The sequence below is a fragment of the Ruegeria sp. BHSC037 genome, from assembly GCF_059613045.1.
In genome coordinates, this window is sequence record NZ_JBXWRT010000002.1 from 104,213 (window position 1) to 129,783 (window position 25,571).

Here is a 25,571-nt window from a genome sequence, read left to right on the forward strand (position 1 = left end):
CAGCCAAATCCCGAAAATGTCCCCACCACAGATTTGCCGGAGCAGGAATGGCCAGAACACCCCCTCCCTTTGCCGCCTTCGAATGGAAGATCGCCTGGCGCTATCTGCGCGCCCGGCGTGCCGAGGGCGGTGTAAGTGTGATGACATGGATCTCGTTGATCGGGATCACTCTGGCCGTTTTCGCGCTGATCGCAACGCTGGCGGTCCGGTCCGGGTTCCGGTCCGAATTCGTGGGCACCATTCTTGGGGCCAACGCTCACGTTACAGTTTACTCGGCCGGAGAACTGGACGCGCACGGCCAGGTGGATCGCACCATCGTTGAATACGACGCCATGGCCGAGCGCATCGCGCAGGTGCCGGGCGTTCAACGCGCCGCGCCGCTGGTCAAGGGGCAGGTCCTGATCACAAACCGAGACCGCAGCAGCGGCGCCGAGGTGTTCGGCATCCGCCCCGATGACTTGCTCAACCTGCCCGGCATCGCCCAAAGCGATCAGGCCTATGGCGATCTGTCCCGGTTCGAGGAGGGAATCGCCATCGGCTCGGGCGTGTCCCGCGCCATCGGCGCCACGGTTGGTGATAGGGTCAAGCTGACCACGCCCAACGGGGTCAAAACCGCCTTTGGCACCTCGCCCCGTGTGAATGCCTATGAAGTCGTCTACGTTTTTTCGGCCGGGCGCTATGACATCGACCGCACCCGCGTCTACATGCCGTTTTCCGAGGCGCAGAGCTTTTTCAACCGCGAGGGCGTCGCCGACGAGATCGAGGTTATGGTCGACGGTCCCGAGGACCTGAACCCGATCCTGATCCCGATCCTCGAGGCGGCGGGCGAGCGGGTGCAGATCTGGACGTGGCTGGATGCGTCGGGTGGTTTTCTGCGCGCGCTCGAGGTCGAGGACAACGTGATGTTCATCATCCTGTCGATACTCGTGCTGATCGCGGCGATGAACATCGTGTCAGGCCTGATCATGCTGGTCAAAAATAAGGGCCGCGACATCGGCATCCTGCGCACCATCGGCCTCAGCGAGGGCTCGGTGCTGCGCGTGTTCTTCATCTGCGGTGCGTTCACCGGGATCATCGGCACCGCGATGGGCGTCATTCTGGGCTGCCTGTTCGCGCTCTATATCGACCCGATCTTCTCTTTCGTGAACTACGTGATGGGCGGCGGAGTTTGGGATCCAGCGATCCGCGGCATCTATGCCTTGCCGGCCGAGCTGCACCTGTCGGACGTGCTCAAGGCGGTTGGGATGTCGCTGGGCCTGTCCTTCTTCGTCACCTACTTCCCGGCCCGCCGCGCGGCGCGGCTGAACCCGGTCGAGGCGCTGCGCTATGAATGATGTGACCTTGCGTCTGACCGGCCTGACCAAGACCTATCTGAAAGGCACGCCCGCCGAGGTGCAGGTGCTGCGCGGCGCCGATCTGGAACTGCGCGCCGGCGAGGCGGTGGCACTTGTGGCACCCTCGGGGGCGGGCAAGTCGACCCTGCTGCACATCGCCGGTCTGCTGGATACGCCGGATTCCGGGACGGTCGAAATCGGCGGGCAGGACGCGACCGGCAAAGGCGACCGCACCCGCACCGCGATGCGGCGGCGGGATGTGGGTTTTGTGTACCAGTTCCACCACCTGCTGCCGGAATTCACCGCGCTGGAAAACGTTGTGCTTCCGCAATTGGCGAATGGCGTATCCGAAAGGGCGGCCAAGGTCCGCGCGATGGATTTGCTGGACCTTGTCGGTGTCGCCGAACGTGCCGACCACCGCCCGGCGGCCCTGTCGGGTGGCGAGCAGCAGCGGGTGGCCTTCTGCCGGGCCCTGGCCAATGAACCGCGTGTCCTGTTGGCGGACGAGCCAACAGGGAATCTGGACCCGGGTACCTCGGATCAGGTCTTTGCCGCGCTGATGGATCTGGTGCGCGAGTCGGGCTTGTCGGCGTTGATCGCCACGCACAATGTTGACCTGGCCGCGCGCATGGACCGGATGCTGCGGCTGGACGGGGGTGTGCTCAGGCCAGCTGAGTGATCGCCACGCCCACGGCCATCACCGCGATCCCGCCGGCGCGCATTAGGGTCAACGGGGTGATCTGCGCACCGAAAAGGCCGAAATGGTCGATGGCCGCGGTGCTGATCAACTGGCCCAACAGCACGAAGAACACCGCGTTGCCCACACCGAAATGCGGCGCGACATGGGTGATCGACAGGACATAGAAGGCAATCAGAACCCCGGCCAGCAACAGATGCTTCGGCGTGTGCGCGACTTTGGCCACAGCCTGCGTGCCCGGCCCTAGCAGCATCACCATCGCCGAGGCGGCAAAGGCTACGGCAAACAGGATCACCGCCGCGACGGTCGGCGACCCGATAAACTTGCCAAAGGCCGCATTCAGCGCCGCAAGGATGGGTACGCCGATCCCGGCGGCCAGCATGATGGCTGCGTATTGTGTCATTGCCCCGGTCCTTGTCGCCTGTTTCGTTGATCTGGATCATTGCGGCTTGCACCGGTCCGGGCAAGTCTGCATTTGCCGGACTGGATGGAGGAACGCGATGAAACTGCTGACATTTGCAACGCTGGCTCTGTTGGCCGCCCCGAGCGTCTGGGCGCAGGACGTCGGGACGGGCGAAGAGCTGTACCTGCATCACTGCGCCACCTGTCACGGGCTGGATGCAACCGGCCATGGCCCGATGGCCGGCGTGCTGGTCATCCAGCCCACCAATCTGACGGCGTTGAGCGGCTCGGACGGCGTTTTTCCCACCGAACGAGTGGTCAAACGCATCGACGGGCGCGATCCGCTGGTCAGCCATGGCAGTCCGATGCCGGTCTATGGCCCCTATTTCGAAGGGCAGGACACCGCGATCAAGGCGCCGACGGGCCAACCGATCCTGACCAGCAAGCCCATTGCCGACCTTGTGGCCTATTTGGAGACTTTGCAGGGCGGATGATTCTCAGCGGCAGATGCCCTGAACCTTTGCGCCGCTCCAGGGAAGGATCACGTCGCTCTCGCGCCGGTCGCCGGGCAGGGCGGCAAGGTCGAGATACTTGTCTAACATCTCGTGCAGGCGTCGGGTGCGCGGCGCGTTGGGGTCCAGCGCGCGGCAGCAGACATATTCCTCGACGATGGCCCCCTGCTGTTCAAACCCAAAGTCCAGAAAGTCCGCGGAGTTGTCCAGGTCGAACAGGTACGGATCCTTGCGCCCGCCATGCTCGGCCGCGGCGCGCAAGGGGTTATAGCCTGTCACCGCGCGGTTCTGCCACTGCCAGACATGGGTCAGCTCATGCGCCAGCAGCATCGCGGCCACCAGGTTGATCCGATCGGGATAGCTGGCCATGTAGTCTTCGAGATACCAGTCCCGCGTAAAATACACTTGGTTGAACAGGGCCACGGCCGCGGGTTTTCCGGTAACGGTCTCGGTCTTTATGGGGGGCAGAATGCGTTCGCGGCAGGCCAGCCGAGGGCGGGCCTTGCGCTCATAAGTGATCGCAGCCACCGGGGCACCCTGGACCAGCCGCACTCGATCCAGGTCCAGCGTGTCGCCCTGCACCTGTGCGGCAAAGGCCTTTTCCCGCTCGGTCAGCGGACGACCGCAGGACAGAAGCGTCAGCGCGACAAGGATCAGAGCCAGCCGGATCATGATGTAAGCCTAGCCCGGCAGGGCAGGGCCGCAAGCGGTTTTCAAAGGCTCATGGCCAGAACCCGGCTGATTTCCGTCAGCGACCGGCCCGATTGATCCATCCATGTGTTGAACGCCGTTTGCACGGCGGTCATCGCCCTTTTCGAGGTGGTGGGCTTGTCAATCACCCCTTCGGCGATCAGGCGGGCCGTGACGTCGCGCGACAGGATGAAACTGTCGCGCCCGGCGAACCGCATCGCGTACTGGGCCGAGGCACCGCCCAGCCGAGATCCGCGCCGGGCCAGCATCTCGAGCAATCCGACATAGTCGGTCGAGGGCCAGCCGCCCAGCACCTTGCCTGCGCCGCCCTCGGCGCGTAGTTCCAGCAGAAAGGCGGCGTTGTCGCGCACCGTGGCGATCTTGGCTCCATTGCGCACGATGCGGGTATCCTGCAGCAGCGCGTCGAATTTTTCGTCATCCATGAAGGCGCAGCGCCCTACGTCGAACCCATTGAAGGCGGCTTCGAATCCGTCCCACTTGGCCTCGATGACCTTCCAGTTGAACCCGGCCTGAAAGATGCATTTGGTCAAGATCGACAACCAGCGATCATCGGGCATCCGGGCCAGTTCGTCCGTTGATTTGGGGCGGGTCAGCTTCTGCTCGAGCGCGTCGATCCCGCCGTGCCGATCAGCCGCCAGACCATAGATTTCGTCGAAATGGTGCATGTGTCGACCCTCCGGCCAGAATGTTGCCCGTTTGTTCCTATTTGTGCAACCCTGGCCTGAATAGGGAGGATATTCAAACGGGCTGAGTCCGGGAAAACCCGGTATTTTTTCATGCGCTGCGAAAGAAATGCTCGACAAATGACGGGAATCGGGTTTGTGATTGACTGGTCAATCAATAACCTGCCGTACCGAAACCGGACGCGCGCGGCAGGATCTTGATGTTCCAACCGGAACGGAGGGGAGGCGGGACCGGCAAATGTTTCAAGTCAGTCCAAGTGTTCACTTTTCTTTTCCGGCCAAATTTGTGCATGTTGCGACATGGTCATGTCATCAGGCATGTCACCCGGCGGGCCAATCCTGCCGGGGTGGGCAAAACAAGGAAGACAGGGAGCAAATCCATGAAAAAACTCAGTGTTAGTCTGCTGGCGGTGGTTGCCGCAGGCGCAGTTCACGCGGCCGAGATGGGCGCGGTGGACGAGCCGATCAAACTGGCCATCAACGAATGGACCGGCCAGCACGTGACCACGCATGTCGCGGGCGAGATGCTCGAGGCCGCCGGCTACAAGGTCGAATATGTGACCGCAGGCATGATGAACCAATTCCAGGCGCTGGCCGATGGTGACATCGACGCAACGCTCGAAATCTGGTCGTCGAACGTGTCGGACGAGTATGCCAAGAAGATCGCCGAGGGCACCGTGGTCGAGATCGGTGATCTGGGCCTGGATGCCAAGGAAGGCATCGCGTATCCGGCGCATGTGGCTGATCTCTGCCCGGGCCTGCCGGCTTGGGAGGCGCTGAATGACTGTGCGCAGGTCTTCGCCACCGCAGAAACGCTGCCGATGGGCCGTCTGGTCGACTATCCGGCCGACTGGGGCACCCCTGGCGCCGATCGTATGGCGGGACTGGATGTGCCGTTCAAAGCCGTGCCCGCCGGATCCGAAGGGGCGTTGATCGCCGAGCTTCGTGCCTCGACCGAGCGCAAGTCGCCGCTGTTGATCACCTTCTGGCAGCCGCATTGGGCGATGTCGGCCTACGACGTGAAATTCGTCGATCTGCCGCCGGGCGAAGAGGCCTGTTTCACCGATCCGGCCTGGGGCCCGAACCCCAATGCCGTGAATGACTGCGACTTTGCGCCCTCGCGCATCTTCAAGGCCGCCTGGAACGGCATGGCCGACAAATGGCCGGCGGCCTATGAGATCCTGTCGAACTATCAACTGAGCGTCGAGGATCAGCAGCCGATGATGGGCGCGATCGATGTAGATGGTGGCAAGGTCGAAGAGGTCGTGGCCGACTGGATGGCTCAGAATGAAGACAAATGGCGTCCGGTCGTGGACGCGGCAACCAAGTGAGCCGCCTAAGTGACTGACGCGAATACGCCAGCCATTGCCTGCCGGAATCTCTGGCAGGTCTTTGGCCAAGGTGCGGAGAAAGCCCTGACCGACGCGCTGGCTCGGTCAGGGGACGACGCTGAAAAGACCGCCGCCGAGCTGCGCGAACACGGGTTCATTCCCGCCGTGCAGAACGCCAATTTCGACGTTCGCGATGGCGAACTGTTCGTCATCATGGGGCTGTCGGGGTCGGGCAAGTCGACCCTCATCCGCTGCATCTCGCAGCTGTTGCCAGGGACGGGCGGTGAAATCCGCATTGACGGCGACAACGTGCGCGGTGCGCCCAAGAAGAAACTGACCGAGCTGCGCCGCAGGAAGATGGGCATGGTGTTCCAGCATTTCGGCCTGTTTCCGCACATGACGGTGGCCGAAAACGTGGCCTATCCGCTGCGCGTTCAGGGCGTGGGGCGCAAGGAACGTTTGGCCCGCGCGCAGCAGGTCATCGCGCTGGTCGGTCTCGAAGGCCGCGAAGAGAGTTTTCCGCGGCAATTGTCGGGCGGGCAGAGGCAGCGCGTGGGCATCGCCCGCTCGTTGGCGGTGAACCCCGACATCTGGTTCCTGGACGAGCCGTTCTCGGCGCTGGACCCGTTGATCCGGCGGCAGCTGCAAGACGAATTCCTGCGCATTCAGGCGACGCTGAAAAAATCCATCGTCTTCATCACCCACGACATTGCCGAGGCGCTGAAGCTGGCCGACCGCATCGCGATCATGCGCGACGGCAAGATCGTGCAGATCGGCACGCCCTCGGACATCGTTCTGCGCCCGGTCGACGATTACGTGCGCGAGTTTTCCAAGGACGTTGCCAAGGGCCAGCACGCCAAGGTCGCCTCGGTCATGCATCCAGGCGATGCCGAGCGCGGTCCGGATGACCCTGGCCTGACCGTCAACATGACGCTCGACGCGGCGTTGGCCCGCTGCATGGCCTTGTACGAGCCGGTGCCGGTGCATGACGAAACCGGCGCGATCGTCGGCACGGTGAATCCTTTGGACCTTGCCGCCGCTTTGCAGGTGGATGACGCATGACCGTTGCAGTTGATGTTCGCACGCCCGCGCGGGCGCACCTGACGGCAGGGGCACAGGCGGCGCTGATCACGCTGATCGTCGGAGCGCTGTGCCTGGCGCTTGAGCCGCACGCGCCCTGGCTGGTCAAATGGCCCGCGTCGTGGGAGGTCCCGGCCACGCAATGGGTGGGCGCCTTCCTCGACTGGTTTCTGAACGCAATCAAACCTGCGGCCCGGCTGTTTTCCGACCTGATGGCCTATCCGATGAACTGGGCCAATTTCGTGCTGGGCCACACGCCCTGGCCGATCCTGATCGGGCTGGTGACGGCACTCGGCTGGTATCTGGGTGGGTTGCCCATGGCGGCGCTGGGCTTTCTGGGCCTCAGCTTCGTGCTGGCCTCGGGCTATTGGGCCGAGAGCATGAACACCTTGGCGCTGGTGGCTGTTTCGGTCCCGGTCGCGCTGATCGTTGGCAGTGCAATTGGCATTCTGGCCAACGAAGTGCCTCGGGTGAAATCAGTGGTTCAGGCGGTGTTGGACATCATGCAGACTGTACCGACCTTTGCCTATCTGACGCCGTTGCTGCTGCTGTTCGGGTTTGGCCCGGTGGTGGGGCTGATCGCCTCGGCCATCTACGCGGCGCCGCCGATGGCGCGCAACGTGATGCTGGGGCTGGAGCGCGTGGAGCCCGAGATCAAGGAAGCCGCCATCATGTCGGGCGGCACTCGGTTCCAGCAGCTGTTCCAGGTGGAAATCCCGGCGGCGGCGACGCAGATCATGGTGGGTGTGAACCAGTGCCTGATGGCGGCCCTGTCGATGGTGATCATCGCCGCGGTCATCGGCGGGTTCAATGACATCGGTTGGGAGGTCCTGCTGACCATGCGCAAGGCGCAGTTCGGTGAATCTCTGCTGGCCGGCATGGTGATCGTTGTCTTTGCCGTGGTGATTGACCGCATGAGCGGCACCCTCGCCACTGAACGCAATCGTCACGACAACCGCGTTGTCTGGGCGGTTATTGGCTTTGCGGTCCTGTTTACGCTGCTGTTCTGGGCGCGGCTGCCCAACCCGTCCGAGCTGACGCTGCTGGATCCGGTCGCGCAGGCGGTGGACACCGGCCTGACAGCCTTTACCCAGGATAACGGGCCGTGGCTGGATTCGCTCAAGAACAACTCGATGTTCTATGTGCTGCTGCCGCTGCGGATCGGTCTGAGTCAGGCGGTTCTGCCCTTTACCTGGGGGTTCCAGTGGACCCCGGGCATGAGCTATGGCCTGTTCGCCGCCGGTGCGGTGATCACCTTGCTGATGGCGTGGCGTGGGCACCTGACCGGCGGTCTGGTCACGCTGATCCTGATCGGCATGCTCGAGACGGGCATCGCGAATCTGCCATGGCCCTTCGTCCTGACTGGCGCGGCGGCGTTGGGCTGGGTGGCGGGCGGTTGGCGTCTGGCGGCGCTGTCTGTGGCGCTGCTGAGCACGATCCTGATCTCGGGCCTGTGGGAGAGGGCGCTGCTGTCGCTCTATCTCAGCGGTGCGGCGGTGTTCTTCTGCGCCGTTGTCGGCGGGCTGATCGGCCTCGCCAGCGCGGTCTGGTCGCCAGTCTGGAGGATCGTGCGCCCGATCTGCGACATGCTGCAGACGATTCCCCTGTTCGTGTTCCTGATCCCGGTGCTGATGGTGTTCCAGATCGGCGAGTTTTCGGCCTTTCTGGCGATCTGCGCCTATGCGATCGTGCCGATGATCCGCTACACCCGTCACGGGCTGGTCAACACCCCGGACGAGATGATGGAGGCCGCGATCGCCAGTGGAGCGACCGAGTGGCAGATCATGCGCGACGTGCGTGCGCCCTATGCTGCGCCCACGATCCTTCTGGGGCTGAACCAGACCATTCTCTATGCCTTTGCTATGCTGGTGATCGCGGCGTTGATCGGCACGACCGGTCTGGGCCAGTCGATCTATCTGGCGTTGGGGCAGGCGGATGTGGGGCTGGGCATTTCGGCCGGGGCAGCGATGGCCATTCTGGCGCTGATCGCCGACCGCATGGTTCAGGGATTTGCCGAGGAACGCCGCAAGGCGCTGGGCCTGTAACCCCGGATCGGGGGCGGCGCAGCTGCCCCCGACCACACTTGATTTCGGACAAGGCGGGGCCGTTTTCCCCGGTATTCCGGGTGCAAAACAGGCGGATATGACCATGGCCGGTTGGGGCGCTTTTGTTGCTGCACTTCTGATCTTTCTGCTCAGCCACGCCATTCCGGCGCGTCCGGCAGTGCGCGGGCGGCTGATCGGGTTGATGGGGCGCGGACCCTATTTCGCGGTCTATTCCGCGCTGTCGCTGGCGGTTCTGGCCTGGCTGATCGTGGCCGCGGCCAGCGCGCCCTATGTCGAGGTCATCCCGCCGCTGGCGATCCTGCGCTGGGTGCCTCTGCTGGTGATGCCCGTCGTCTGCTGGCTGGCGGTGGCCGGGCTGGCGGCGACCAACCCGTTTTCCTTCGGCGGGCTGGGAGGTCGCCCGTTCAACCCCGAGCTGTCCGGTCTCCTGCGGACCACCCGCCACCCGATCCTGTTGGCGATAGTGTTGTGGGCGCTGGCGCATCTGCTGGCCAATGGCAGCTTGGCACATGTGGTCCTGTTCGGCCTGTTCGCGGGTTTCGCCCGGATGGGCATGGCCCTGATCGACAGGCGCAAGGCGCGCGAGATGGGGGCTGATTGGCCGCACCTGTCGCGCAACACAGCACGCCTGTCGCTGCGGCTGCCGCGCCCCTGGCCGAGGCCCTGGGTCTGGTTGGTGGCAGGGCTGGCCTATGCCGCGCTGTTGCACCTGCACGCGCCGGTGATCGGGACGTCTCCTCTGCGTTGATGCGGGTGCTGGAAGGGGCGCCCCATGCGTGCTAATTGGAACAACACGATGAAACCCAGAAAGGTCTGCCGATGCACCTGGCCTATGTCACCACTACCGATCGCGGCGCAACCGACCGCCTGCTGAGCGCGGTTGCCGAACGTCTGCTGGCCAAGGGCGCCCGTCTGGCCGGTGTGGTTCAGACCAACTCCGAATGCGCCGACAGCAGCAAATGCGACATGGACCTGCGCGTGCTGCCGGATGGCGAAACCATCCGTATCTCGCAGTCGTTGGGCAGCCAGTCGCGCGGGTGCCGGCTGGACCCGGCGGCGTTGGAGCAGGCGGTGGGCTATGTGACGGCGTCTTTGGCCAACCGTCCGCAATTGCTGATCGTCAACAAGTTCGGCAAACACGAGGCCGATGGCCGCGGGTTCCGCCCCGTCATCGCCGAGGCGCTGTCGCTTGACATCCCGGTGCTGGTCGGGGTCAACGGCCTAAACCGTGACAAGTTCGTGGAATTCACCGATGGTGCGGCGCAGGCGCTAGAACCCGATCTGGACGTCATCGAGGCCTGGTTCGACAGCGTCGCCAACCTGCGGCCTGCGGCCGAATAACAGTTTTCCCGACGTAACGTCCTGAAAACCGGTATTGTTCGGTTTCGCCCCGGCTGCAATCCTCTGCTCCGGATGGGAGGAGGATCAGCCATGTGGCAGAACTGGGCAGGCAACCAGGCCAGCCAAATACGGCCCAAGCGGCCGACCACGACCGAAGACCTTCAACAGTTGATCGCCTCGGCCGAAACCCTGCGTCCGGTCGGGGCAGGGCATTCCTTCACGCCGCTGGTTCCGGGCGCGCAGCATATCATTGACCTGACAGCCTTGAACCTGCCCCCCGTGACGCGGGTCGACGGCGAACGGGCTTGGGTCAACGCCAATGCCCGGCTGCGCGATCTGTCGCCGGCACTGGCCGAGCACGGCAGGGCCTTCCGCAATCTGGGTGATATCAATGTGCAGACCCTGGCCGGCGCGGCAGCCACGGCGACCCACGGCACCGGTCGCACCCTGCCGTGCCTGTCTGCCGAAATTACCGCGGCCCGGCTGATCGGCGCTGGCGGGCAGACCCTGACCACCGACGATATTCCGCTGAACATGGTGCAGGTTTCGCTGGGTCTGCTGGGCATCGTGACCGAGGCACAGATCAACGTCGTGCCGAAATACAATCTGCGCCGTCGGGTGCGTCTGTCCGACCTGCAGGACACACTGGAGCGCATGCACCAGCATTGGGACGAGAACAGGAATTTCGAGTTCTTCTACATCCCTTTCACCGGCAAGACCGTTGAAATCCGGCACGATATCACCGACGCGCCCAAGACCCGCGCGCCGCGCGATCTGGACATGATCGCCGTCAAGGTTCTGAAGCTGGCGCGCAATGCAGGTCGGTTCAGCCCCGGCTCGCGGCGCGCCCTGCTGCGTCTGCTGACGCTGGCCCAGTCCGACGAGGACTACGTCGGTGAAAGTTGGCGCGTTCTGTGCAGCGACCGGCACATCCGGTTCAAGGAAATGGAATACCACCTGCCGTCCGAAACCGCGGGGGACGTGCTGTCCGAACTGATCCGACGGTTGGAGTGCGACCATGGCAACATCTATTTCCCGATCGAGGTGCGGCAGACCGCAGGCGACGACGCCTGCCTGTCACCTTTCCAAGGGGGGCCGCGCGTATCGGTTGCCATCCACACCGATGCGAAGGAAGGCCATCTGCGCTATTTCGAGGCGATGGAGCCGCTGTTCCTGCAGGCTGGCGGCCGCCCCCATTGGGGCAAGCTGCACAGCCTGACCTATTCCGATCTGTCGCGCCTCTATCCCGATTTCGATGCCTTCTGCACATTGCGTGAACGGCTGGATCCAAAGGGCAAGTTCCTGACGCCCGCACTGGCCCGGATGTTCCGCCCATGACCGCAGAGTATTTCGAACATCTCACCCAAGCGCTGCGCGATCATGGCGTCGACCGGCCGGTGGCCGTCGTAGATCTGGACCGGGTCGAGGCGAATTGCGACGCTGCCCGCGCGGGGTTGGGCCACGGCTTGCAGGCCCGGCTTGTGGCCAAATCGCTGCCGTGCCTGCCTCTGCTGGACCATATTCGCGCCCGGATTTCTACAACGGGCCTGATGAGCTTTTCCGAATCCATGCTGTCGGCCCTGCTGGCCGCCGAGCCGGACACCGATCACCTGCTGGGCAAACCGCTGCCGGTCACCGCCGCCCGGCGGATTCTTGAGACGCACCCCGACGCCGCCCGGCGGGTGCAGTGGCTGATCGACACGCCACAGCGGCTGGACGCGTATCTGTCGCTGGCCGCTGACACGGACCAAACCCTGCGCCTGTCGCTCGAGATCGACGTGGGCCTGCACCGCGGTGGCTTGGCCGCCGATCAGGTCGCAGGCGTTGCGGCGCGGATCGCGGGTCATGCCCCTGCCGCTCTGTCGGGGCTGATGGGGTACGAGGTGCATTTGGCCAAACTGCCTGCGTTGCTCCGACGCCGCGCGCGGCGAGCCAGTGCGAAAGTCTATGAGCAGGCGGTCGCTGCGCTTGGGCAGGGGGCGCAGGGGCTGTGCCTGAACACCGGCGGCAGCCTGACCTTCCAAGATCCGGCCACGCGGAGCCTGGCGACCGAGGTCGCCTTTGGGTCGGTTTTGGTGAAACCTTCGGATTTCGACCACGCATCGACGCAGGCGTTTTCGCCCGCTCTGTTCCTGGCCACGCCGGTTCTCAAGGTGATGCCGCGCAACCCGGTGCCGGGGATCGACCTGCCCGGACTACGCCGGACCAACCTCGCCATTTCCGGTGGGCACTATCTGGCCAGCCCCGTCTGGCCCGACGGGTTCGGCTATTCCGGCGTGTTAGGGCGTTCAAGCAATCAAGAGGTCTGGGTGGGTCCCAAAACAACCAAGGCGCAGCCCGGAGATATCGCCTTGCTGCGCCCCAGTCAGAGTGAAGCGGTTTTGAACCAGTTCGGCACGGTTCTGGCCCTGCGGCAGGGGCAGGTCGTGGCCGAATGGGCCTGCCTGCCCAATTGACGGGTCAGATCGCCAGATATTCCTCCCGCAGCTGGGTGTTTTCCAGCACTTCGTCCGCGGTGCCGTCAAACACGATGCAGCCGGTGTCCAGAATGATTGCCCTGTCGGCCAGTTGCAGCGCGCGCACCGCGTTCTGTTCGACGATGATGGTTGTCATGCCCTGCTGCTTGATGTGGATCAGCGTCTTTTCGATCTCGTCCACGATCACCGGGGCCAAGCCCTCATAGGGTTCGTCCAGCAGCAGCACCTTGATGTCCCGGGCCAGCGCGCGGGCGATCGACAGCATCTGCTGTTCGCCGCCCGAAAGAGTCACACCCTCTTGCTTGCGCCGTTCGCCTAGACGCGGGAACAGCTCGTAGATCCGTTCCAGCGACCAGCCGATCGGGGGGGCGATCTGGGCCAGCTGCAAGTTCTCCTCGACCGTCAGGCCTGGGATGATCCGCCGATCTTCGGGCACAAGACCCAACCCGGCGGCGGCGGCCTCGTAGCTGGTCATGTTGTGCAGCGGCTTGTGGTCCAGCCAGATTTCGCCGTGGCGCACCTCGGGCTCGCCCACGCGCGCGATCGAGCGCAGAGTCGAAGTCTTGCCGGCCCCGTTGCGCCCCAGCAGGGCGAGGATCTCGCCCTCGTGGACGTTGAAGCTGACGCCTTGGACGATGTAGCTTTCGCCGTAGTACGAATGCATGTCCCACACCGACAGGAACGCGGGCGCGGTGCTGGCCATGTTGGCGTTTTTCGAAAAGTCAGGTTTCTCGTTCATAGCTTTTCCTCACGCCGCCTCGCCCAGATAGGCTTCTCGGACCTTGGGGTTTCCGCGGATGTTTTCGGGGGTGTCTTCGACCAGCGGCGTGCCCTGCGCCAGAACGGTGATCCGCTCGGCCAGACTGAACACCACATGCATGTCGTGCTCGATGATCGCGATGGTGATGTCGCGCTCATCCTTGATTTGCTTCAGCAGGTCGATGGTGTTGTTGGTGTCGGCCCGTGCCATACCGGCTGTGGGCTCGTCCAGCAGCAGCAGGCGAGGCTTCTGGCTGAGACACATGCCGATCTCGAGCCGCCGCTTGTCACCGCGCGACAGCGAGGCTGCATGCATGTGCCGTTTGTCGGCCATGTTCATCTCTTCCAGCATGACCTCTGCCTGTTCGACCACCTCTTTCTCGTTGGCGATGGTCTCGTAGGCGTGCATGCGGAATGCCCCGTCTCGCATCGCGAAGATGGGGATCAGCATGTTCTCCATTACGGTCAGTTCGCCAAAGATCTCGGGGGTCTGGAACACCCGGCTGATGCCCATCTGGTTGATCTGGTACGGCTCGCGCCCCAGCACAGACTGGTTGTCGAACAAGACCGAACCGGTATCCGGGATCAGCTTGCCCACCAGGCAGTTCAGCAGGGTGGACTTGCCCGCCCCGTTGGGGCCGATGATCGCATGGACCGAGTTCTCCTCGACGCTCAGGTTCACGTCCGTCAGGGCCTTGAGGCCGCCGAAGCGCTTGCTGACATCTTTTACTTTCAGAATTGCCATTGACGCGTTCCCTTATTCTGCCGGCTCGGTTTTGCCTTCGCGGGTGTCGTCCCCGCCAACGCTTTTGCGGCGGATCCAGTTCAGCAACCGCTGACCGCCCTCGACCAGCCCGCCGGGCAGGTAGATCACCACCAGCATGAACAGGATGCCCAAGGTCAGGTGCCAGCCCTTGCCGATGAACGGGTGGATGATGAACACCACCGCGTCCTCGAGCCCGTCGGGCAGGAAGGCGAACCAGCCGTGCAACACGTTGTCGTTGATCTTCGAGAAGATGTTCTCGAAATACTTGATGAAGCCAGCACCCAGAACCGGTCCGATCAGAGTACCGGTGCCGCCCAGGATGGTCATCAGAACGACCTCGCCCGAGGCGGTCCATTGCATCCGCTCGGCGCCGGCCAGCGGGTCCATCGCGGCCATCAGGCCACCGGCCAGGCCGGCATACATGCCCGAGATCACAAAGGCTGCCAGCGTGTAGGGCTTGGAGTTCAGCCCGGTATAGTTCATCCGCTGCTGGTTCGACTTCACCGCTCGCAGCATCATGCCGAAGGGCGAGCGGAAGATGCGGATCGCCAGGTAGAACACCACCATCATGATCACCGCGCACAGATAGTAGCCCGCGTTGAAGTCAAAGCTCCACGCGCCGACATCCATCGTGTAGGTCGCGCGCATCGGCAGGCCGAACAGATGCGGCAGATCGGGCGCATTGGCCCCCTGCAGGATCTGCGGGTCATCGGCATAGACCTGCAGGCCGGTTTCCCCGTTGGTCAGGTTGAACTTGGGGTTCGACAGCACCGAATAGGCCAGCGCAAAGCTCATTTGCGCGAAGGCCAGCGTCAGGATCGAAAAGTAGATCCCCGACCGGCGCAGGCTGACATAGCCGATCAGAACCGAGAACAGCCCGGCGACCACGACGCTCAGCGCGATGGCTGGAATGACGTTGTAGCTGAGCAGCTTGAACATCCACACGGCCGAGTAGGAACCCACACCCAGAAAGGCCGCGTGGCCGAAGGACAGGTATCCGGTCAGGCCGAACAGGATGTTGAACCCGATGGCAAAGATGCCGAAGATCACGAACCGCTGCATCAGGTCCGGATAGCCCGCGTTGAACTGCGCCATGGCGCTGTCAGTGGGGAAGGGGTTCAGGATGAAGGGGGCCAGCAGCGTCAGGATTGCGACGACGATCAGCAGGCTTGTGTCTTTCTTGTTCAGTCCCAGCATGGGTTATTCCTCCATCACGCCTTTGCGGCCCATCAATCCCCGCGGACGGGTCAGAAGAACGATGATCGCGACCAGGTAGATGATAATCTGGTTGATGCCCGGGATCGTGGTGGTCGCCCAGGTGGTCGAGGCAAAGCTTTCAAGGATGCCCAGAAGGAACCCGGCCAGAACCGCACCGGGTAGCGAGCCCATGCCGCCGACGACCACGACCACGAAGCTGAGCACAAGGAAATCCATTCCCATGTGATAGTTGGGCGGGTTCAGCGGCCCGTACATCACGCCCGCGAGGCCAGCCACCGCGGCGGCGATGCCGAACATGATGGTGAACCGGCGGTCGATGTTGATGCCCAAGAGGCCCACGGTTTCTCGGTCGGCCATGCCGGCGCGCACCACCATGCCGAAGGTGGTGAACTGCAGGAAAGAGAACACGCCTCCGATGATCACGACCGCGAACAGGAAATAGACCAGTCGCCAGATCGGATAGATGATGGCATTCGGGTCAAAGCCAAGCGCCACGCCCAGATCGACGGACCCGCTCAGCGCGGCAGGCGGCGGGGTCTGGATCGGGTTGGCGCCGAAGAAATACTTGATGATTTCTTGCAGAACGATGGCCAGGCCGAAGGTCACAAGGATCTGATCTGCATGGGGACGCTTGTAGAAATGCTTGATCAGGCCGCGTTCCATCACGTAGCCGACCATCAGCATGATCGGGATCGCGAACAGGATGGCCAGTGGCACGGACCAGTCGATGATGGTCGCGCCCAGCTCGGGGCCGAACCAGCTTTCTACATAGGGGGTCTTCACCTTCAGCGGGTTGCCCAGAAAGTCGGTCTGGGTCTCATCGACCACCTCGTAGCTGAGGTTGAAGATCTTCTGAAGCGTGACGGCACAGAAGGCGCCGATCATGAACAAAGCACCGTGGGCGAAGTTCACCACGCCGAGCGTGCCGAAGATCAGCGTCAGCCCCAGCGCGATCAGCGCATAGGCCGAGCCCTTGTCCAGCCCGTTCAGAATTTGCAGTAGGATTGCGTCCATTGTCCTTACCTTTGACTGGTCCCGGCAGCTCTCCCCGGTCGTCTGACCGGAGAGAGCCGTTTTGAGGACTCAGGGGTTTTCTTGCGAAAAACCGAGTGTCGGGATTACGCGCCCGGGTTGCACTTGCCCAGTTCGCCGCCGGCGAACATCGGGTGGTCGGGTGCGTATTCCACCTGCGCGCGCGGCGTGATCTCGACGATCTCGAGCGTGTCATAGGCGTTGGTCGGGTTCATATTGCCACGCACGACCAGCACGTCCTTGAAGCACTGGTGGTCGTCGGCGCGGTACAGGGTCGGACCATTGCCCAGCCCGTCGAACTCAAAGCCTTCCAGGGCCTCGACGACGCCGCAGGGGTTGAAGGTGCCGGCGCGCTCGCACGCATCCGCGTACAGCAGAACCTGTGCATAGCAGGTCTGGGCCGAGTTCGACGGCGGTTTGCCGTATTTCTCGCCGAAGGACTTCACGAAGGCCTTGGTGCCCTCATCCTGCAGCTGCCAGTTCCAGTTCATCGAACCCAGCACGCCTTTGATGTTCTCGCCCGCACCGGCGGCCATCAGTTCCGAATACAGCGGAACGACGATCTTGAAGTCCTTGCCGTTCACGACCTTGTCGAGCAGGCCGAACTGGATCGCGTTGGTCAGCGAGTTGACCATGTTGCCGCCGTAGTGGTTCAAAACCAGCACGTCCGCGCCCGAGTTCAGAACCGGCGCGATGTAGGACGAGAAGTCGGTCGATGCCAGCGGGGTCTTGACGGTATTGACCGTCTCCCAGCCCATCGCCTCGGTCGAGGCCACGATCGACTCTTCCTGGGTCCAGCCCCAGTTGTAGTCGGCGGTCAGGTGATAGGCCCGACGGTCGGAACCCATTTCCTTGGCCAGCACCGGCGCCAGCGCCGCGCCCGACATGTAGGCGTTGAAGAAGTGACGGAAGCCGTTCGCCTTCTTGTCCTTGCCGGTGGTGTCGTTGGCGTGGGTCAGGCCGGCCATGAAGATCACGCCCGCCTCTTGGCAGAGGCCCTGAACGGCCACGGCCACGCCCGAGGACGAGCCGCCGTTGATCATGATCGCGCCATCTTTTTCGATCATCGACTTGGCCGATGCGCGCGCCGCGTCCGACTTGGTCTGCGTATCGCCGGTGACGAACTCGACCTTCTTGCCCAGGATGCCGTTGCCTTTCAGCGCCTTCGACGTGAAGGTGTTCAGGCAGCCGCCGTCGCCTTCGCCGTTCAGATGCTCGACCGCCAGCTGCTGCGCCAGCAGTTCGTCATTGCCTTCTTCGGCATAGGGGCCGGTCTGCGGCACGTTGAAGCCCAGCGTGACCGATCCGCCCGTGGGTTCGTTGGTATAGGCCGCGGCCGACGAGGCGGTGAAGATCGTCGGCAGAGCCAGACCGGCGCTTGTGACGGCACCAGATTTCAGCACGCCGCGACGCGTGACAGATTTGTTTGACATGAATTCCTCCCATTTAGCGGGTTGCGCCCTCGGGCTCCTCTTCCGTCGGGTAAAACACAACCTCGCAAGCCGAGTATGGGGGGCAGAAGGAAAATTCCCCAACAAGTGGCTGGAAAGGAAATATTATTTTGTAAAAAAGTGAACTGTCCATCGAGGGGAGTTGTAAAGATCGGCAAGAGGATCCGGATTATCCCGCTGTTGCAAATCGGTTTCCTCGAAAACTTTTGTGCCGTCCGGCGACAGAACCGTCGGTGCCTTCCTACAAGCTTGGCAGGCATTTTGCGGTGTGCAACTGCATGCTTTGCCGCGGCGCGCATGTTTTCCCAGCCATTGACGCAATGTCGGGCGGATTCGCGTCATCCAGACGCGCGCCCCGGACACCATTTCCAACAAGCTCGAGTGGAGATGGTGGGCGACCCTGGAATCGAACCAGGCGTGCGTCTCCGCGAGGGAGTTACAGTCCCCTGCCACACCTTGCGGCCTGTCGCCCACTGTCAGGCGTTGCACCTGACGTGGAGGCGTGATTACTAGCGCTCAAAAGCAGCGTCAACAGGAAAATTTCGCGTTGGCGCAGGAAACATCCTTCCCGGCCCGGAGGCCAGCAAAATGAAGAAACCGAAGTGGGTGATCGAGAAAGAACAGGCGCGCAAAGCGGCGGCGTCCGAAACCGTCTGGTTGTTCGGATTGCACGCCGTGCGCGATGCGCTGATGAACCCCAAACGGCAGAAACTGCGCCTAATCGTGACCCGCAACGCGCAGGACAAGCTGGCGGATGCGATCTCGGAGGCCGGACTGCAGCCCGAGGTCGTCGACCCGCGCAAGTTCACGGCACCAATCGACCCGGGCTCGGTGCATCAGGGCGCGGCGCTTGAGGTCAAGCCGCTGGAATGGGGTGGCCTTGCCGAGAATTGCATCGGGCGCAAAAACCCTCGGGTGCTGCTGCTGGACCGCGTGACCGATCCGCACAATGTGGGCGCGATTCTGCGCTCGGCCGAGGTTCTGGGCGCCAGCGCGGTCGTCGGCACACGCCATCACTCGGCGCCGGAAACCGGTGCCCTGGCCAAGACCGCCAGCGGGGCGCTGGAGCGCCAACCCTATCTGCGGGTGCGAAACCTGGCTGACGCGATCGTCGAGTTGCAGAATATGGGGTTCCTGGTTCTGGGCTTGGATGGTGAGGCCGATCAGACCATCGAGGCGGCGCTGGACGGCCGGCGCGATCAGCCCGTGGCCCTCGTGCTGGGGGCCGAGGGGCCGGGGTTGCGGCAAAAGACCAAGGAAACCGTGGATGAACTTGTCAAAATCGATGCGGCGGGCGGTTTTGGTTCGCTGAACGTCTCAAATGCTGCGGCGATTGCCCTATATGCGTCTCAGCCGCACTGAAAGGAGACAGCCATTCCCGCCCCGTCCAAGATTGCCACATGCTGTTACTGCGGCACCCGCGCCGCACTGGTCCTGAAAGGCCGCGAGCGGCATGAGTTGAGCTGTTCCAGTTGCGGCGCCCCGCTGCATGAGCTCAAGATGCTGCCGCGCAAGAAAGCACCGGAACCCGAGCCGCGCAAGACGGACAGCGTGGCAGTGCGGCGCAACGTGCCGATCAAAAACAAGCGCCGAAAAAAGAAAAAAGGCCTGCTGTATCGTGTGCTCGACGAAGCCTGGGATGTTATCGAGGACGTTTTCGATTGAACGCAGCGTGACACGCGGCTTCACAACTGCGTCAAGGGGGTTTCGCGGCGCGAAAAAAGTTGCATCTTGAAGCGCCTATTGCCCTCAAACTGTGACTGCTATGCTGACTCGACGCTCTGTCCTTACCGGTCTTTCCCTAGCCTGCATGGCCCCGACCACGCTGTGGGCGCAAAAGCGACCGGTGTTCTTTGAAACTGCAAGCGGCGCGATGGCGGGCTTTGATACCGTGTCCTATTTCCGGGATGGTCGCCCCGTACGGGGCAAGCCAGACATCGTGGTGATGTGGAAGGGAGCGGCGTGGCATTTTGTTTCTCAAGAGAATCGAGAGGCGTTCGAAAGCAATCCACGGGCCTTCGCTCCGCGGTTTGGCGGCTATTGCGCCTTCGCCATGGCACACGGTCAGCTTAGCAGCACGGACCCGACAGCCTGGAAAATTGTGGACGGGCGCCTGTACCTTACACATTCACCCGAGATCGAGAGGGTATGGGAGGCGAACATGGCGGAATACATCCGCAAGGCCGAAGTGAACTGGCCTGACATCTTGTATCGATGACTGGAGAACGTGCGCCGAGATCAAGCTGTCATCACAAAGTTGCTCGCAGCCCCTTTTTTTTCCTCAACTCGTGCCTAAATGTCACAGTGACCGCGGAATGGAACTGCCGCGGGTCATTTCACTGTCCCTCGTTCCAACAACTGGCGCTCAAGGTATCCTTGGGCGCTTTTTTCTTTTCCGAGTCACGGCTAGGCTGCAGCCATGACTGACTATTCCGATGACTTCCTCAGATCCGTCCTGAAACGCACCAAGGTGGTAGCGGTCGTTGGCGTGTCGATGAATCCGGTGCGGCCCAGCTATTACGTCGCGCGCTACTTGTCGCTCAAGGGGTACAGGGTGATTCCAGTCAATCCCGGCCATTCCGGAGCTGATCTTTTCGGTGAAACCGTTCGGGCTTCGTTGGCCGAAATCTCGGAACCTGTTGACATGGTGGACATTTTCCGCAGGTCCGAAGCCGTTCCCCCGATCGTGGACGAGGCATTGGCCACTTTTCCCGACTTGCGCACGATCTGGATGCAGATCGGTGTCGAAAACGCCGAGGCCGCCGCGGTGGCGCAGGCGCGCGGGGTTGATGTGGTGATGAACCGCTGCCCCAAGATCGAATATCAACGCTTGTTCGGAGAGCTGCGTATGGGCGGGTTCGCCACGGGGATCATCTCGTCCAAGCTCTAGCTGCTCAGTTGACCGCCGCCGGTCTCAGCCGGGCCACCTGCTCTTGCCGTCGTTTCTCCAGCACGATGTCGCGCGGGACCCATTCGTACCGCGAGTCCTTGCGCAAGGGCGCCCAGAAAAGAATCCCGCCATAGCGCCAGGGGTCCAGGACGACTCCATCATACATCGAAGTGCCGCGGCGGCTGATGATCGCCGTGCTGTGATCTATTCGGAACGGGTTGTCGGCATTGGCGATCGCGCGGTGGAGGGTCAGCGTGTGAAACTTCTCTTGGTTCAGGCGGCGTTCCATGTCCTCGGCCCAGTGCCAGCACAGCCCGCGCGGCCGCAGCCCCTTGTTGACCTTGGCATTGTGGATCAGCGGCGGATCGGTGATCTGGTATTCCTGCGCCAGCTGCGCGGTGTAGGCGTAGGCGATTCGAGCCGCGCGCTGGGCCTCTTCGGGGTCCACCTCGGGCCCCAGCGCCCGGATCTGGGCTGCCAGACGCGCGACATCGTCGCTGCGGGCGGGCGGCGCGGACGTGCATGCGCCAAGCCCCAGAATGGCCAGCATCGTCATTGTCCAGATCATGGGTTTGAACATGCCTGCGTCCCTTGTCGACCCTGCGCCCGACAGGCGCTTCGGTCAACCAGTATAGGGCGCGGACGCTATTGGTGAAAGCCGGGTGTCAGCCCCGGTCGCGTGCGGCCTTTTCGGCGATGCCGCTGGTGCCTTGCCGCCTGGCAAGCTCGGCCAGAACGTCCTCCAGCGCCACGTCGCGCGCGGCCAGCATGACCAGCAGGTGATACAGCACGTCGGCGGCCTCGGATGTCAGCCGGTCGCGGTCGCCCTTCACGGCTTCGATGATCGCCTCCACGGCTTCCTCGCCGAACTTCTCGGCGCATTTCTCGGGGCCTTTGGACAGCAGCTTGGCGGTCCAGCTTGATTCGGGGTCGACGCCTTTGCGGGACGCGATCGTGGCGGCCAGATCATCCAGTATGCTCATGTCAGCCTCATGGGGATACCCGCAGCGGCCATGTGTTCCTTGGCCTCGCGGATCGTGTATTCGCCGAAATGGAAGATCGACGCCGCAAGCACCGCGCTGGCCCCACCTTCGGTCACGCCTTCGACCAAGTGGTCCAGATTACCCACGCCGCCCGAGGCGATCACCGGCACGTCGACCGCGTCCGAGATCGCGCGGGTTAGGGGAATGTTGAACCCCGCCTTGGTGCCGTCGCGGTCCATCGATGTCAGCAGAATTTCGCCAGCGCCCTTGGCGACGACGGTTTTGGCAAATTCGACGGCGTCGATGCCGGTAGGTTTGCGCCCGCCGTGGGTGAAGATCTCCCATTTGCCGGGGCTGACGGTTTTGGCGTCGATGGCGCAGACGATGCACTGGCTGCCGAACTGGTCGGCAGCTTCGGCGATCACGTCGGGGTTGGACACGGCGGCCGAGTTGAAGCTGACCTTGTCGGCCCCCGCCAGCAGCAGCGCGCGCACGTCATCCTTGGTACGCACGCCTCCACCCACTGTCAGCGGTACGAAGCACTGCTCGGCCGTGCGCTGAACCACGTCGAACATGGTGCCGCGGTTTTCGTGGGTGGCGTGGATGTCAAGAAAGCAGATCTCGTCAGCGCCGGCGGCGTCATAGGCCTTGGCCGATTCCACCGGGTCGCCCGCATCGCGCAGGCCGACGAAGTTCACGCCTTTGACCACGCGGCCATCGGCCACGTCGAGGCAGGGGATGATGCGGGTTTTCAGCATGGGGTGGTTATAGCCCTGGGGATTCTGTCGGCGCAATTTGTTTTGGAGGGGCAGGGGGCTGTCTGCCCCCTCTTGGCCTGCGGCCAATTCACCCCCGAGGATATTTCGGGCCAGATGAAGCGGTCAGTCGCGCAATGCTGCCAGCGCTTGGCGCAGATCCAGCGCTCCGTCATAAAGCGCGCGACCTGAAATCGCGCCGTTCAAGTTTGCGCCGCAGTCGCGCAGCGCGATCAGGTCGTCCAGCGAACTGACCCCACCGCTGGCGATCACCGGGATCGAGACTGCCCGGGCCAGGTCGGCCGTGGCCTCGACATTGGGGCCTTGCATCGCGCCGTCGCGGTTGATGTCGGTGTAGATGATCGCCGCCACGCCCGCGTCTTCAAAGCTGCGCGCCAGGTCGGTCACCATCACGTCGGTTTCCTCGGCCCAGCCCTTGGTGGCGACGCGTCCATTGCGTGCGTCGATGCCGACGGCGACCTGGCCGGGAAAGGCCTTGGCCGCCTGACGGACCAGATCGGGGTTTTCCACCGCAACCGTGCCCAGAATCACCCGGGCCAGCCCTTTGTCCAGCCAGGTCTCGATCGTGGCCATGTCGCGGATGCCGCCGCCCAGCTGGGCCGGTACCTCGCAGGACTTCAGGATCGCCTCGACCGGGGCGGCGTTCACGGGTTCCCCGGCGAAAGCGCCATTCAGGTCCACCAGATGCAGCCATTCGCAGCCGGCTTCGACAAACGCGCGGGCCTGGGCGGCGGGGTCTTCGTTGAAGACTGTGGCCTTGTCCATCTCGCCGCGCAGAAGGCGCACGGCCTGGCCGTCTTTCAGGTCGATTGCGGGGTAGAGGATCATGTCGGGCGGCCTTCTCGTGACTGGTACTGGCGCGGCATATGGCACAGGCGGGGCAGGGGATGCAACGCGACGCAAAGTCAATCTTGCCGGAACGGGTGCCGGCGGTCAGACTGCCTGCAAAACAGGGAGGACACCATGAACAAACTTGCTCTGGCCGCTGCTGCGGCGCTGGTCACCATGGCCACTGGCGCACGTGCCGATGACCCGGTCGACGGGCTTTGGAAAACCCAGCCGGGGGATACCGGCGGATATCTGCACGTTTCGATCAGCCCTTGCGGCAGCGCCGTTTGCGGCATCATCGACAGCGCGTTCGACAAGGACGGAAACCAGCAGCTGGATTATGAGAACCTGGGCAAGAACATCATCTGGGACATGGTCGCGGATGGCGGAGGCAGCTACAGCGGCGGCAAGATCTGGGCACCGGACCGGGACAAGACCTACAACTCCAAGATGTCGCTGGACGGTCAGAACAAGCTGACGGTCAAGGGTTGCGTTGCGGGCGGCCTGATCTGTCGCGGCCAGGCCTGGACCCGCGTGCAGTAACCGGTCAGGGGGCCCAAGTCAGGAAGTTTCCGATCATCCTCAGGCCCACATCCTGGCTTTTTTCAGGGTGAAACTGCATCCCGATCATCGTGTCGCGGCCGATTACGGCCGTGACCGGCCCGCCATAGTCCACATGGGCCAGACGTTGCGCCGGATTGGCGACGCGGAAATGGTAGGAGTGGACGAAATAGACGTGATCGCCTGAGTTGACGCCGTCGAACACCGGGTGCTCGCTCTCGATCACCAGATCGTTCCACCCCATATGCGGAACCTTAAGCGCTCGGTCCGTGGGCTCGATCCGCACCACGTCTCCGGTCACCCAATTCAGGCCTGGCGTGTCGGTATATTCGCGGCCCGTGGTCGCCATCAGCTGCATGCCGACGCAGATACCTAGGAATGGGCGGCCTTTCTGCTCGACCGCTTCGACCATCGCATCGTGGATGCCCTTGTGCCCGCGCAGCTCGGCCGCGCAGGCGGGAAAGGCGCCGTCGCCGGGCAGCACCAGCCGATCGGCGCGCGCCACCACATCGGCGTCCGAAGTCACGACGACCTCGCCCGCGTCCAGCTCGCGCGCCATGCGTTGAAACGCCTTTTCCGCCGAGTGCAGGTTGCCGCTTTCGTAGTCGATGATCGCGGTCAGCATCTAGAGCGCGCCTTTGGTGGACGGAATCGCATCCCCTTTGCGCGGATCGGTCTCGACCGCTTGGCGCAGGGCGCGGGCGACGGCCTTGAACGCCGCCTCGGCGATGTGGTGGCTGTTGAGGCCGTGCAACTGGTCGATATGGAGGGTGATGCCGCCATGGGTGGCCAGCGCCTGAAAGAACTCGCGCACCAACTCGGTGTCGAAACTGCCGATCTTGGGTGTCGGCAGGTCCACGTTCCAAACCAGAAACGGTCGGCCCGACAGGTCCAGCGCGCAGCGCACCTGCGCGTCATCCATCGGCAGGTGGCACTCGCCATACCGCCGGATGCCTTTCTTGTCCCCCAGCGCCTGCGTCAGCGCCTGACCCAGCGCGATGCCGGTGTCTTCGACGGTGTGGTGGTCGTCGATGTGATAGTCGCCCTTGGCCCGGATCGCCATGTCGATCAGGGAATGCCGCGCCAACTGGTCCAGCATGTGATCGAAGAACCCCACGCCGGTCTGGTTGTCATAGGTGCCGGTGCCGTCGAGGTTGACCTCGACCGAAATCGCGGTCTCGGCGGTCTTGCGGCTGATCGAAGCTGTGCGCATTGGCGAAATCCTCTTGCTACAGGGGCGCTTATAGACGGGGACGGGCGGGGGATTCCAGTCAGATCGTTTCGGTCGCGGCCAACTGTTGCAAGGGATTGCACCCGGCTGCCCGGCGTGCCAGCTTGCGCGCAAGGAAACAAACAAGGTCATTGCAAATGTCCACCTGCGTCTTCATCCAGATCCGCTGCAAACCCGGCACCACCTACAAGGTCGCCGAAGAAATCGCCCTGCGCGAGATTCATTCGGAGCTGTATTCGACCAGCGGAGAATGGGACTTGCTGCTCAAGCTCTATATCCCCAAGGACCAGGACGTGGGGCATTTCATCAACGAACGGCTGCTGGACATTCCCAACATCGAACGGTCGCTGACCACTATGACGTTCAAGGCGTTCTGAAAACGCACACCGATCCGGCCGATATGCGGCTGGGTCGGACCCGACTTTGTGTTCGGAAAAAGCTG

Annotated in this window: 30 protein-coding genes and 1 tRNA gene; 16 read left to right on the top strand and 15 right to left on the bottom strand. The window is 63.1% G+C overall.

Annotation, left to right across the window (positions count from 1 at the left end; genetic code table 11):
* Positions 1-47: 47 nt before the first annotated feature.
* Positions 48-1,334 (top strand): lipoprotein-releasing ABC transporter permease subunit, encoded by a 1,287-nt coding sequence (locus AC2FMN_RS02325; RefSeq protein WP_496685932.1) that lies wholly within the window; start codon positions 48-50, stop codon positions 1,332-1,334.
* The gene (locus AC2FMN_RS02330; protein ID WP_496685934.1) at positions 1,327-2,013 is read left to right on the top strand and encodes an ABC transporter ATP-binding protein; all 687 of its coding nucleotides are present in this window, start codon (positions 1,327-1,329) and stop codon (positions 2,011-2,013) included. Before AC2FMN_RS02325 ends, AC2FMN_RS02330 begins: the two co-directional genes overlap by 8 nt.
* Here AC2FMN_RS02330 and AC2FMN_RS02335 read toward each other — a convergent pair.
* Positions 1,997-2,434: a DMT family transporter gene (locus AC2FMN_RS02335; RefSeq protein WP_496685937.1), complete on the bottom strand. Its 438-nt coding sequence runs from the start codon at positions 2,432-2,434 to the stop codon at positions 1,997-1,999. The two genes, AC2FMN_RS02330 and AC2FMN_RS02335, sit on opposite strands and share 17 nt — an antisense overlap.
* A 97-nt stretch (positions 2,435-2,531) precedes the next feature.
* Between AC2FMN_RS02335 and AC2FMN_RS02340 the strand changes: the two genes are divergently transcribed.
* Positions 2,532-2,927, top strand: a complete 396-nt coding sequence (locus AC2FMN_RS02340; protein ID WP_496678774.1) for a c-type cytochrome — start codon at positions 2,532-2,534, stop codon at positions 2,925-2,927.
* 3 nt (positions 2,928-2,930) lie between these two features.
* Here the strand turns inward: AC2FMN_RS02340 and AC2FMN_RS02345 are convergent, their stop codons facing one another.
* Positions 2,931-3,617 carry a hypothetical protein gene (locus AC2FMN_RS02345; protein ID WP_496685939.1) on the bottom strand — a complete coding sequence of 229 codons (687 nt, stop codon included), beginning with the start codon at positions 3,615-3,617 and terminating at the stop codon, positions 2,931-2,933.
* Positions 3,618-3,658: 41 nt separating this feature from the next.
* A complete protein-coding gene (locus tag AC2FMN_RS02350; RefSeq protein ID WP_496685941.1) occupies positions 3,659-4,321 on the bottom strand; it encodes a DNA-3-methyladenine glycosylase I in 663 nt (220 codons plus the stop codon).
* 398 nt (positions 4,322-4,719) lie between these two features.
* On the opposite strand from AC2FMN_RS02350, the gene AC2FMN_RS02355 reads away from it, so the two are divergent.
* The 7 genes from AC2FMN_RS02355 to AC2FMN_RS02385 all read left to right on the top strand — a co-directional run bounded on the left by AC2FMN_RS02355 (position 4,720) and on the right by AC2FMN_RS02385 (position 12,613).
* Positions 4,720-5,670: an ABC transporter substrate-binding protein gene (locus tag AC2FMN_RS02355; protein WP_496685942.1), complete on the top strand. Its 951-nt coding sequence runs from the start codon at positions 4,720-4,722 to the stop codon at positions 5,668-5,670.
* Positions 5,671-5,679: 9 nt separating this feature from the next.
* The gene (locus AC2FMN_RS02360) at positions 5,680-6,732 is read left to right on the top strand and encodes a quaternary amine ABC transporter ATP-binding protein (protein WP_496685945.1); all 1,053 of its coding nucleotides are present in this window, start codon (positions 5,680-5,682) and stop codon (positions 6,730-6,732) included.
* Positions 6,729-8,795 carry an ABC transporter permease gene (locus tag AC2FMN_RS02365; protein ID WP_496685948.1) on the top strand — a complete coding sequence of 689 codons (2,067 nt, stop codon included), beginning with the start codon at positions 6,729-6,731 and terminating at the stop codon, positions 8,793-8,795. Before AC2FMN_RS02360 ends, AC2FMN_RS02365 begins: the two co-directional genes overlap by 4 nt.
* Before the next feature lie 103 nt (positions 8,796-8,898).
* On the top strand, positions 8,899-9,564 hold the full coding sequence (locus tag AC2FMN_RS02370; RefSeq protein WP_496685950.1) for an NnrU family protein: 666 nt from the start codon (positions 8,899-8,901) through the stop codon (positions 9,562-9,564).
* A gap of 71 nt (positions 9,565-9,635) precedes the next feature.
* Positions 9,636-10,157: a DUF2478 domain-containing protein gene (locus tag AC2FMN_RS02375; protein WP_496678947.1), complete on the top strand. Its 522-nt coding sequence runs from the start codon at positions 9,636-9,638 to the stop codon at positions 10,155-10,157.
* Positions 10,158-10,247: 90 nt separating this feature from the next.
* The gene (locus AC2FMN_RS02380; protein ID WP_496685952.1) at positions 10,248-11,495 is read left to right on the top strand and encodes a D-arabinono-1,4-lactone oxidase; all 1,248 of its coding nucleotides are present in this window, start codon (positions 10,248-10,250) and stop codon (positions 11,493-11,495) included.
* Positions 11,492-12,613, top strand: a complete 1,122-nt coding sequence (locus AC2FMN_RS02385) for an alanine racemase (RefSeq protein ID WP_496685954.1) — start codon at positions 11,492-11,494, stop codon at positions 12,611-12,613. The genes AC2FMN_RS02380 and AC2FMN_RS02385 overlap by 4 nt, the downstream gene beginning before the upstream one ends.
* Before the next feature lie 4 nt (positions 12,614-12,617).
* Here the strand turns inward: AC2FMN_RS02385 and AC2FMN_RS02390 are convergent, their stop codons facing one another.
* The 6 genes from AC2FMN_RS02390 to AC2FMN_RS02415 all read right to left on the bottom strand — a co-directional run bounded on the left by AC2FMN_RS02390 (position 12,618) and on the right by AC2FMN_RS02415 (position 18,332).
* Entirely contained in the window at positions 12,618-13,373 is a 756-nt protein-coding gene (locus tag AC2FMN_RS02390; protein ID WP_093964811.1) for an ABC transporter ATP-binding protein, read from the bottom strand.
* Positions 13,374-13,382: 9 nt separating this feature from the next.
* Positions 13,383-14,138 (bottom strand): ABC transporter ATP-binding protein, encoded by a 756-nt coding sequence (locus AC2FMN_RS02395; RefSeq protein ID WP_496685956.1) that lies wholly within the window; start codon positions 14,136-14,138, stop codon positions 13,383-13,385.
* A gap of 12 nt (positions 14,139-14,150) precedes the next feature.
* A complete protein-coding gene (locus AC2FMN_RS02400; RefSeq protein WP_496678790.1) occupies positions 14,151-15,356 on the bottom strand; it encodes a branched-chain amino acid ABC transporter permease in 1,206 nt (401 codons plus the stop codon).
* A 3-nt stretch (positions 15,357-15,359) separates the two neighbouring features.
* Entirely contained in the window at positions 15,360-16,391 is a 1,032-nt protein-coding gene (locus AC2FMN_RS02405) for a branched-chain amino acid ABC transporter permease (protein ID WP_170340251.1), read from the bottom strand.
* Positions 16,392-16,495: 104 nt separating this feature from the next.
* Positions 16,496-17,842, bottom strand: coding sequence for a substrate-binding protein (locus AC2FMN_RS02410; RefSeq protein WP_496678792.1), 1,347 nt, complete (start codon positions 17,840-17,842; stop codon positions 16,496-16,498).
* A 406-nt stretch (positions 17,843-18,248) separates the two neighbouring features.
* Positions 18,249-18,332 (bottom strand) — tRNA-Tyr (locus AC2FMN_RS02415).
* A 116-nt stretch (positions 18,333-18,448) separates the two neighbouring features.
* Here AC2FMN_RS02415 and rlmB point away from each other — a divergent pair.
* From rlmB to AC2FMN_RS02435, 4 genes are all read left to right on the top strand, one after another.
* Positions 18,449-19,222: a 23S rRNA (guanosine(2251)-2'-O)-methyltransferase RlmB gene (gene rlmB, locus AC2FMN_RS02420; protein ID WP_496685959.1), complete on the top strand. Its 774-nt coding sequence runs from the start codon at positions 18,449-18,451 to the stop codon at positions 19,220-19,222.
* Between the two features lie 12 nt (positions 19,223-19,234).
* Positions 19,235-19,525 carry a hypothetical protein gene (locus AC2FMN_RS02425; RefSeq protein WP_496678949.1) on the top strand — a complete coding sequence of 97 codons (291 nt, stop codon included), beginning with the start codon at positions 19,235-19,237 and terminating at the stop codon, positions 19,523-19,525.
* Positions 19,526-19,670: 145 nt separating this feature from the next.
* Positions 19,671-20,078 (top strand): YHS domain-containing (seleno)protein, encoded by a 408-nt coding sequence (locus AC2FMN_RS02430; protein WP_496678798.1) that lies wholly within the window; start codon positions 19,671-19,673, stop codon positions 20,076-20,078.
* A gap of 201 nt (positions 20,079-20,279) precedes the next feature.
* On the top strand, positions 20,280-20,750 hold the full coding sequence (locus AC2FMN_RS02435) for a CoA-binding protein (protein ID WP_496678799.1): 471 nt from the start codon (positions 20,280-20,282) through the stop codon (positions 20,748-20,750).
* A gap of 4 nt (positions 20,751-20,754) precedes the next feature.
* Here the strand turns inward: AC2FMN_RS02435 and AC2FMN_RS02440 are convergent, their stop codons facing one another.
* The 4 genes from AC2FMN_RS02440 to hisA all read right to left on the bottom strand — a co-directional run bounded on the left by AC2FMN_RS02440 (position 20,755) and on the right by hisA (position 23,337).
* On the bottom strand, positions 20,755-21,330 hold the full coding sequence (locus AC2FMN_RS02440; protein WP_496678800.1) for a hypothetical protein: 576 nt from the start codon (positions 21,328-21,330) through the stop codon (positions 20,755-20,757).
* A gap of 85 nt (positions 21,331-21,415) precedes the next feature.
* A complete protein-coding gene (locus AC2FMN_RS02445) occupies positions 21,416-21,733 on the bottom strand; it encodes a phosphoribosyl-ATP diphosphatase (protein ID WP_496685961.1) in 318 nt (105 codons plus the stop codon).
* A complete protein-coding gene (hisF, locus tag AC2FMN_RS02450) occupies positions 21,730-22,491 on the bottom strand; it encodes an imidazole glycerol phosphate synthase subunit HisF (RefSeq protein ID WP_496678803.1) in 762 nt (253 codons plus the stop codon). Before hisF ends, AC2FMN_RS02445 begins: the two co-directional genes overlap by 4 nt.
* Before the next feature lie 123 nt (positions 22,492-22,614).
* Positions 22,615-23,337 (bottom strand): 1-(5-phosphoribosyl)-5-[(5-phosphoribosylamino)methylideneamino]imidazole-4-carboxamide isomerase, encoded by a 723-nt coding sequence (hisA, locus tag AC2FMN_RS02455; protein ID WP_496678804.1) that lies wholly within the window; start codon positions 23,335-23,337, stop codon positions 22,615-22,617.
* A 135-nt stretch (positions 23,338-23,472) separates the two neighbouring features.
* Between hisA and AC2FMN_RS02460 the strand changes: the two genes are divergently transcribed.
* Entirely contained in the window at positions 23,473-23,880 is a 408-nt protein-coding gene (locus AC2FMN_RS02460; protein ID WP_496678805.1) for a DUF2147 domain-containing protein, read from the top strand.
* Positions 23,881-23,884: 4 nt separating this feature from the next.
* Here the strand turns inward: AC2FMN_RS02460 and hisH are convergent, their stop codons facing one another.
* A complete protein-coding gene (gene hisH, locus AC2FMN_RS02465; RefSeq protein ID WP_496685963.1) occupies positions 23,885-24,523 on the bottom strand; it encodes an imidazole glycerol phosphate synthase subunit HisH in 639 nt (212 codons plus the stop codon).
* Positions 24,524-25,111: an imidazoleglycerol-phosphate dehydratase HisB gene (gene hisB / locus AC2FMN_RS02470; protein ID WP_496685966.1), complete on the bottom strand. Its 588-nt coding sequence runs from the start codon at positions 25,109-25,111 to the stop codon at positions 24,524-24,526.
* 155 nt (positions 25,112-25,266) lie between these two features.
* On the opposite strand from hisB, the gene AC2FMN_RS02475 reads away from it, so the two are divergent.
* Positions 25,267-25,506: an Lrp/AsnC ligand binding domain-containing protein gene (locus tag AC2FMN_RS02475; protein WP_149774720.1), complete on the top strand. Its 240-nt coding sequence runs from the start codon at positions 25,267-25,269 to the stop codon at positions 25,504-25,506.
* Positions 25,507-25,571: the final 65 nt, after the last annotated feature.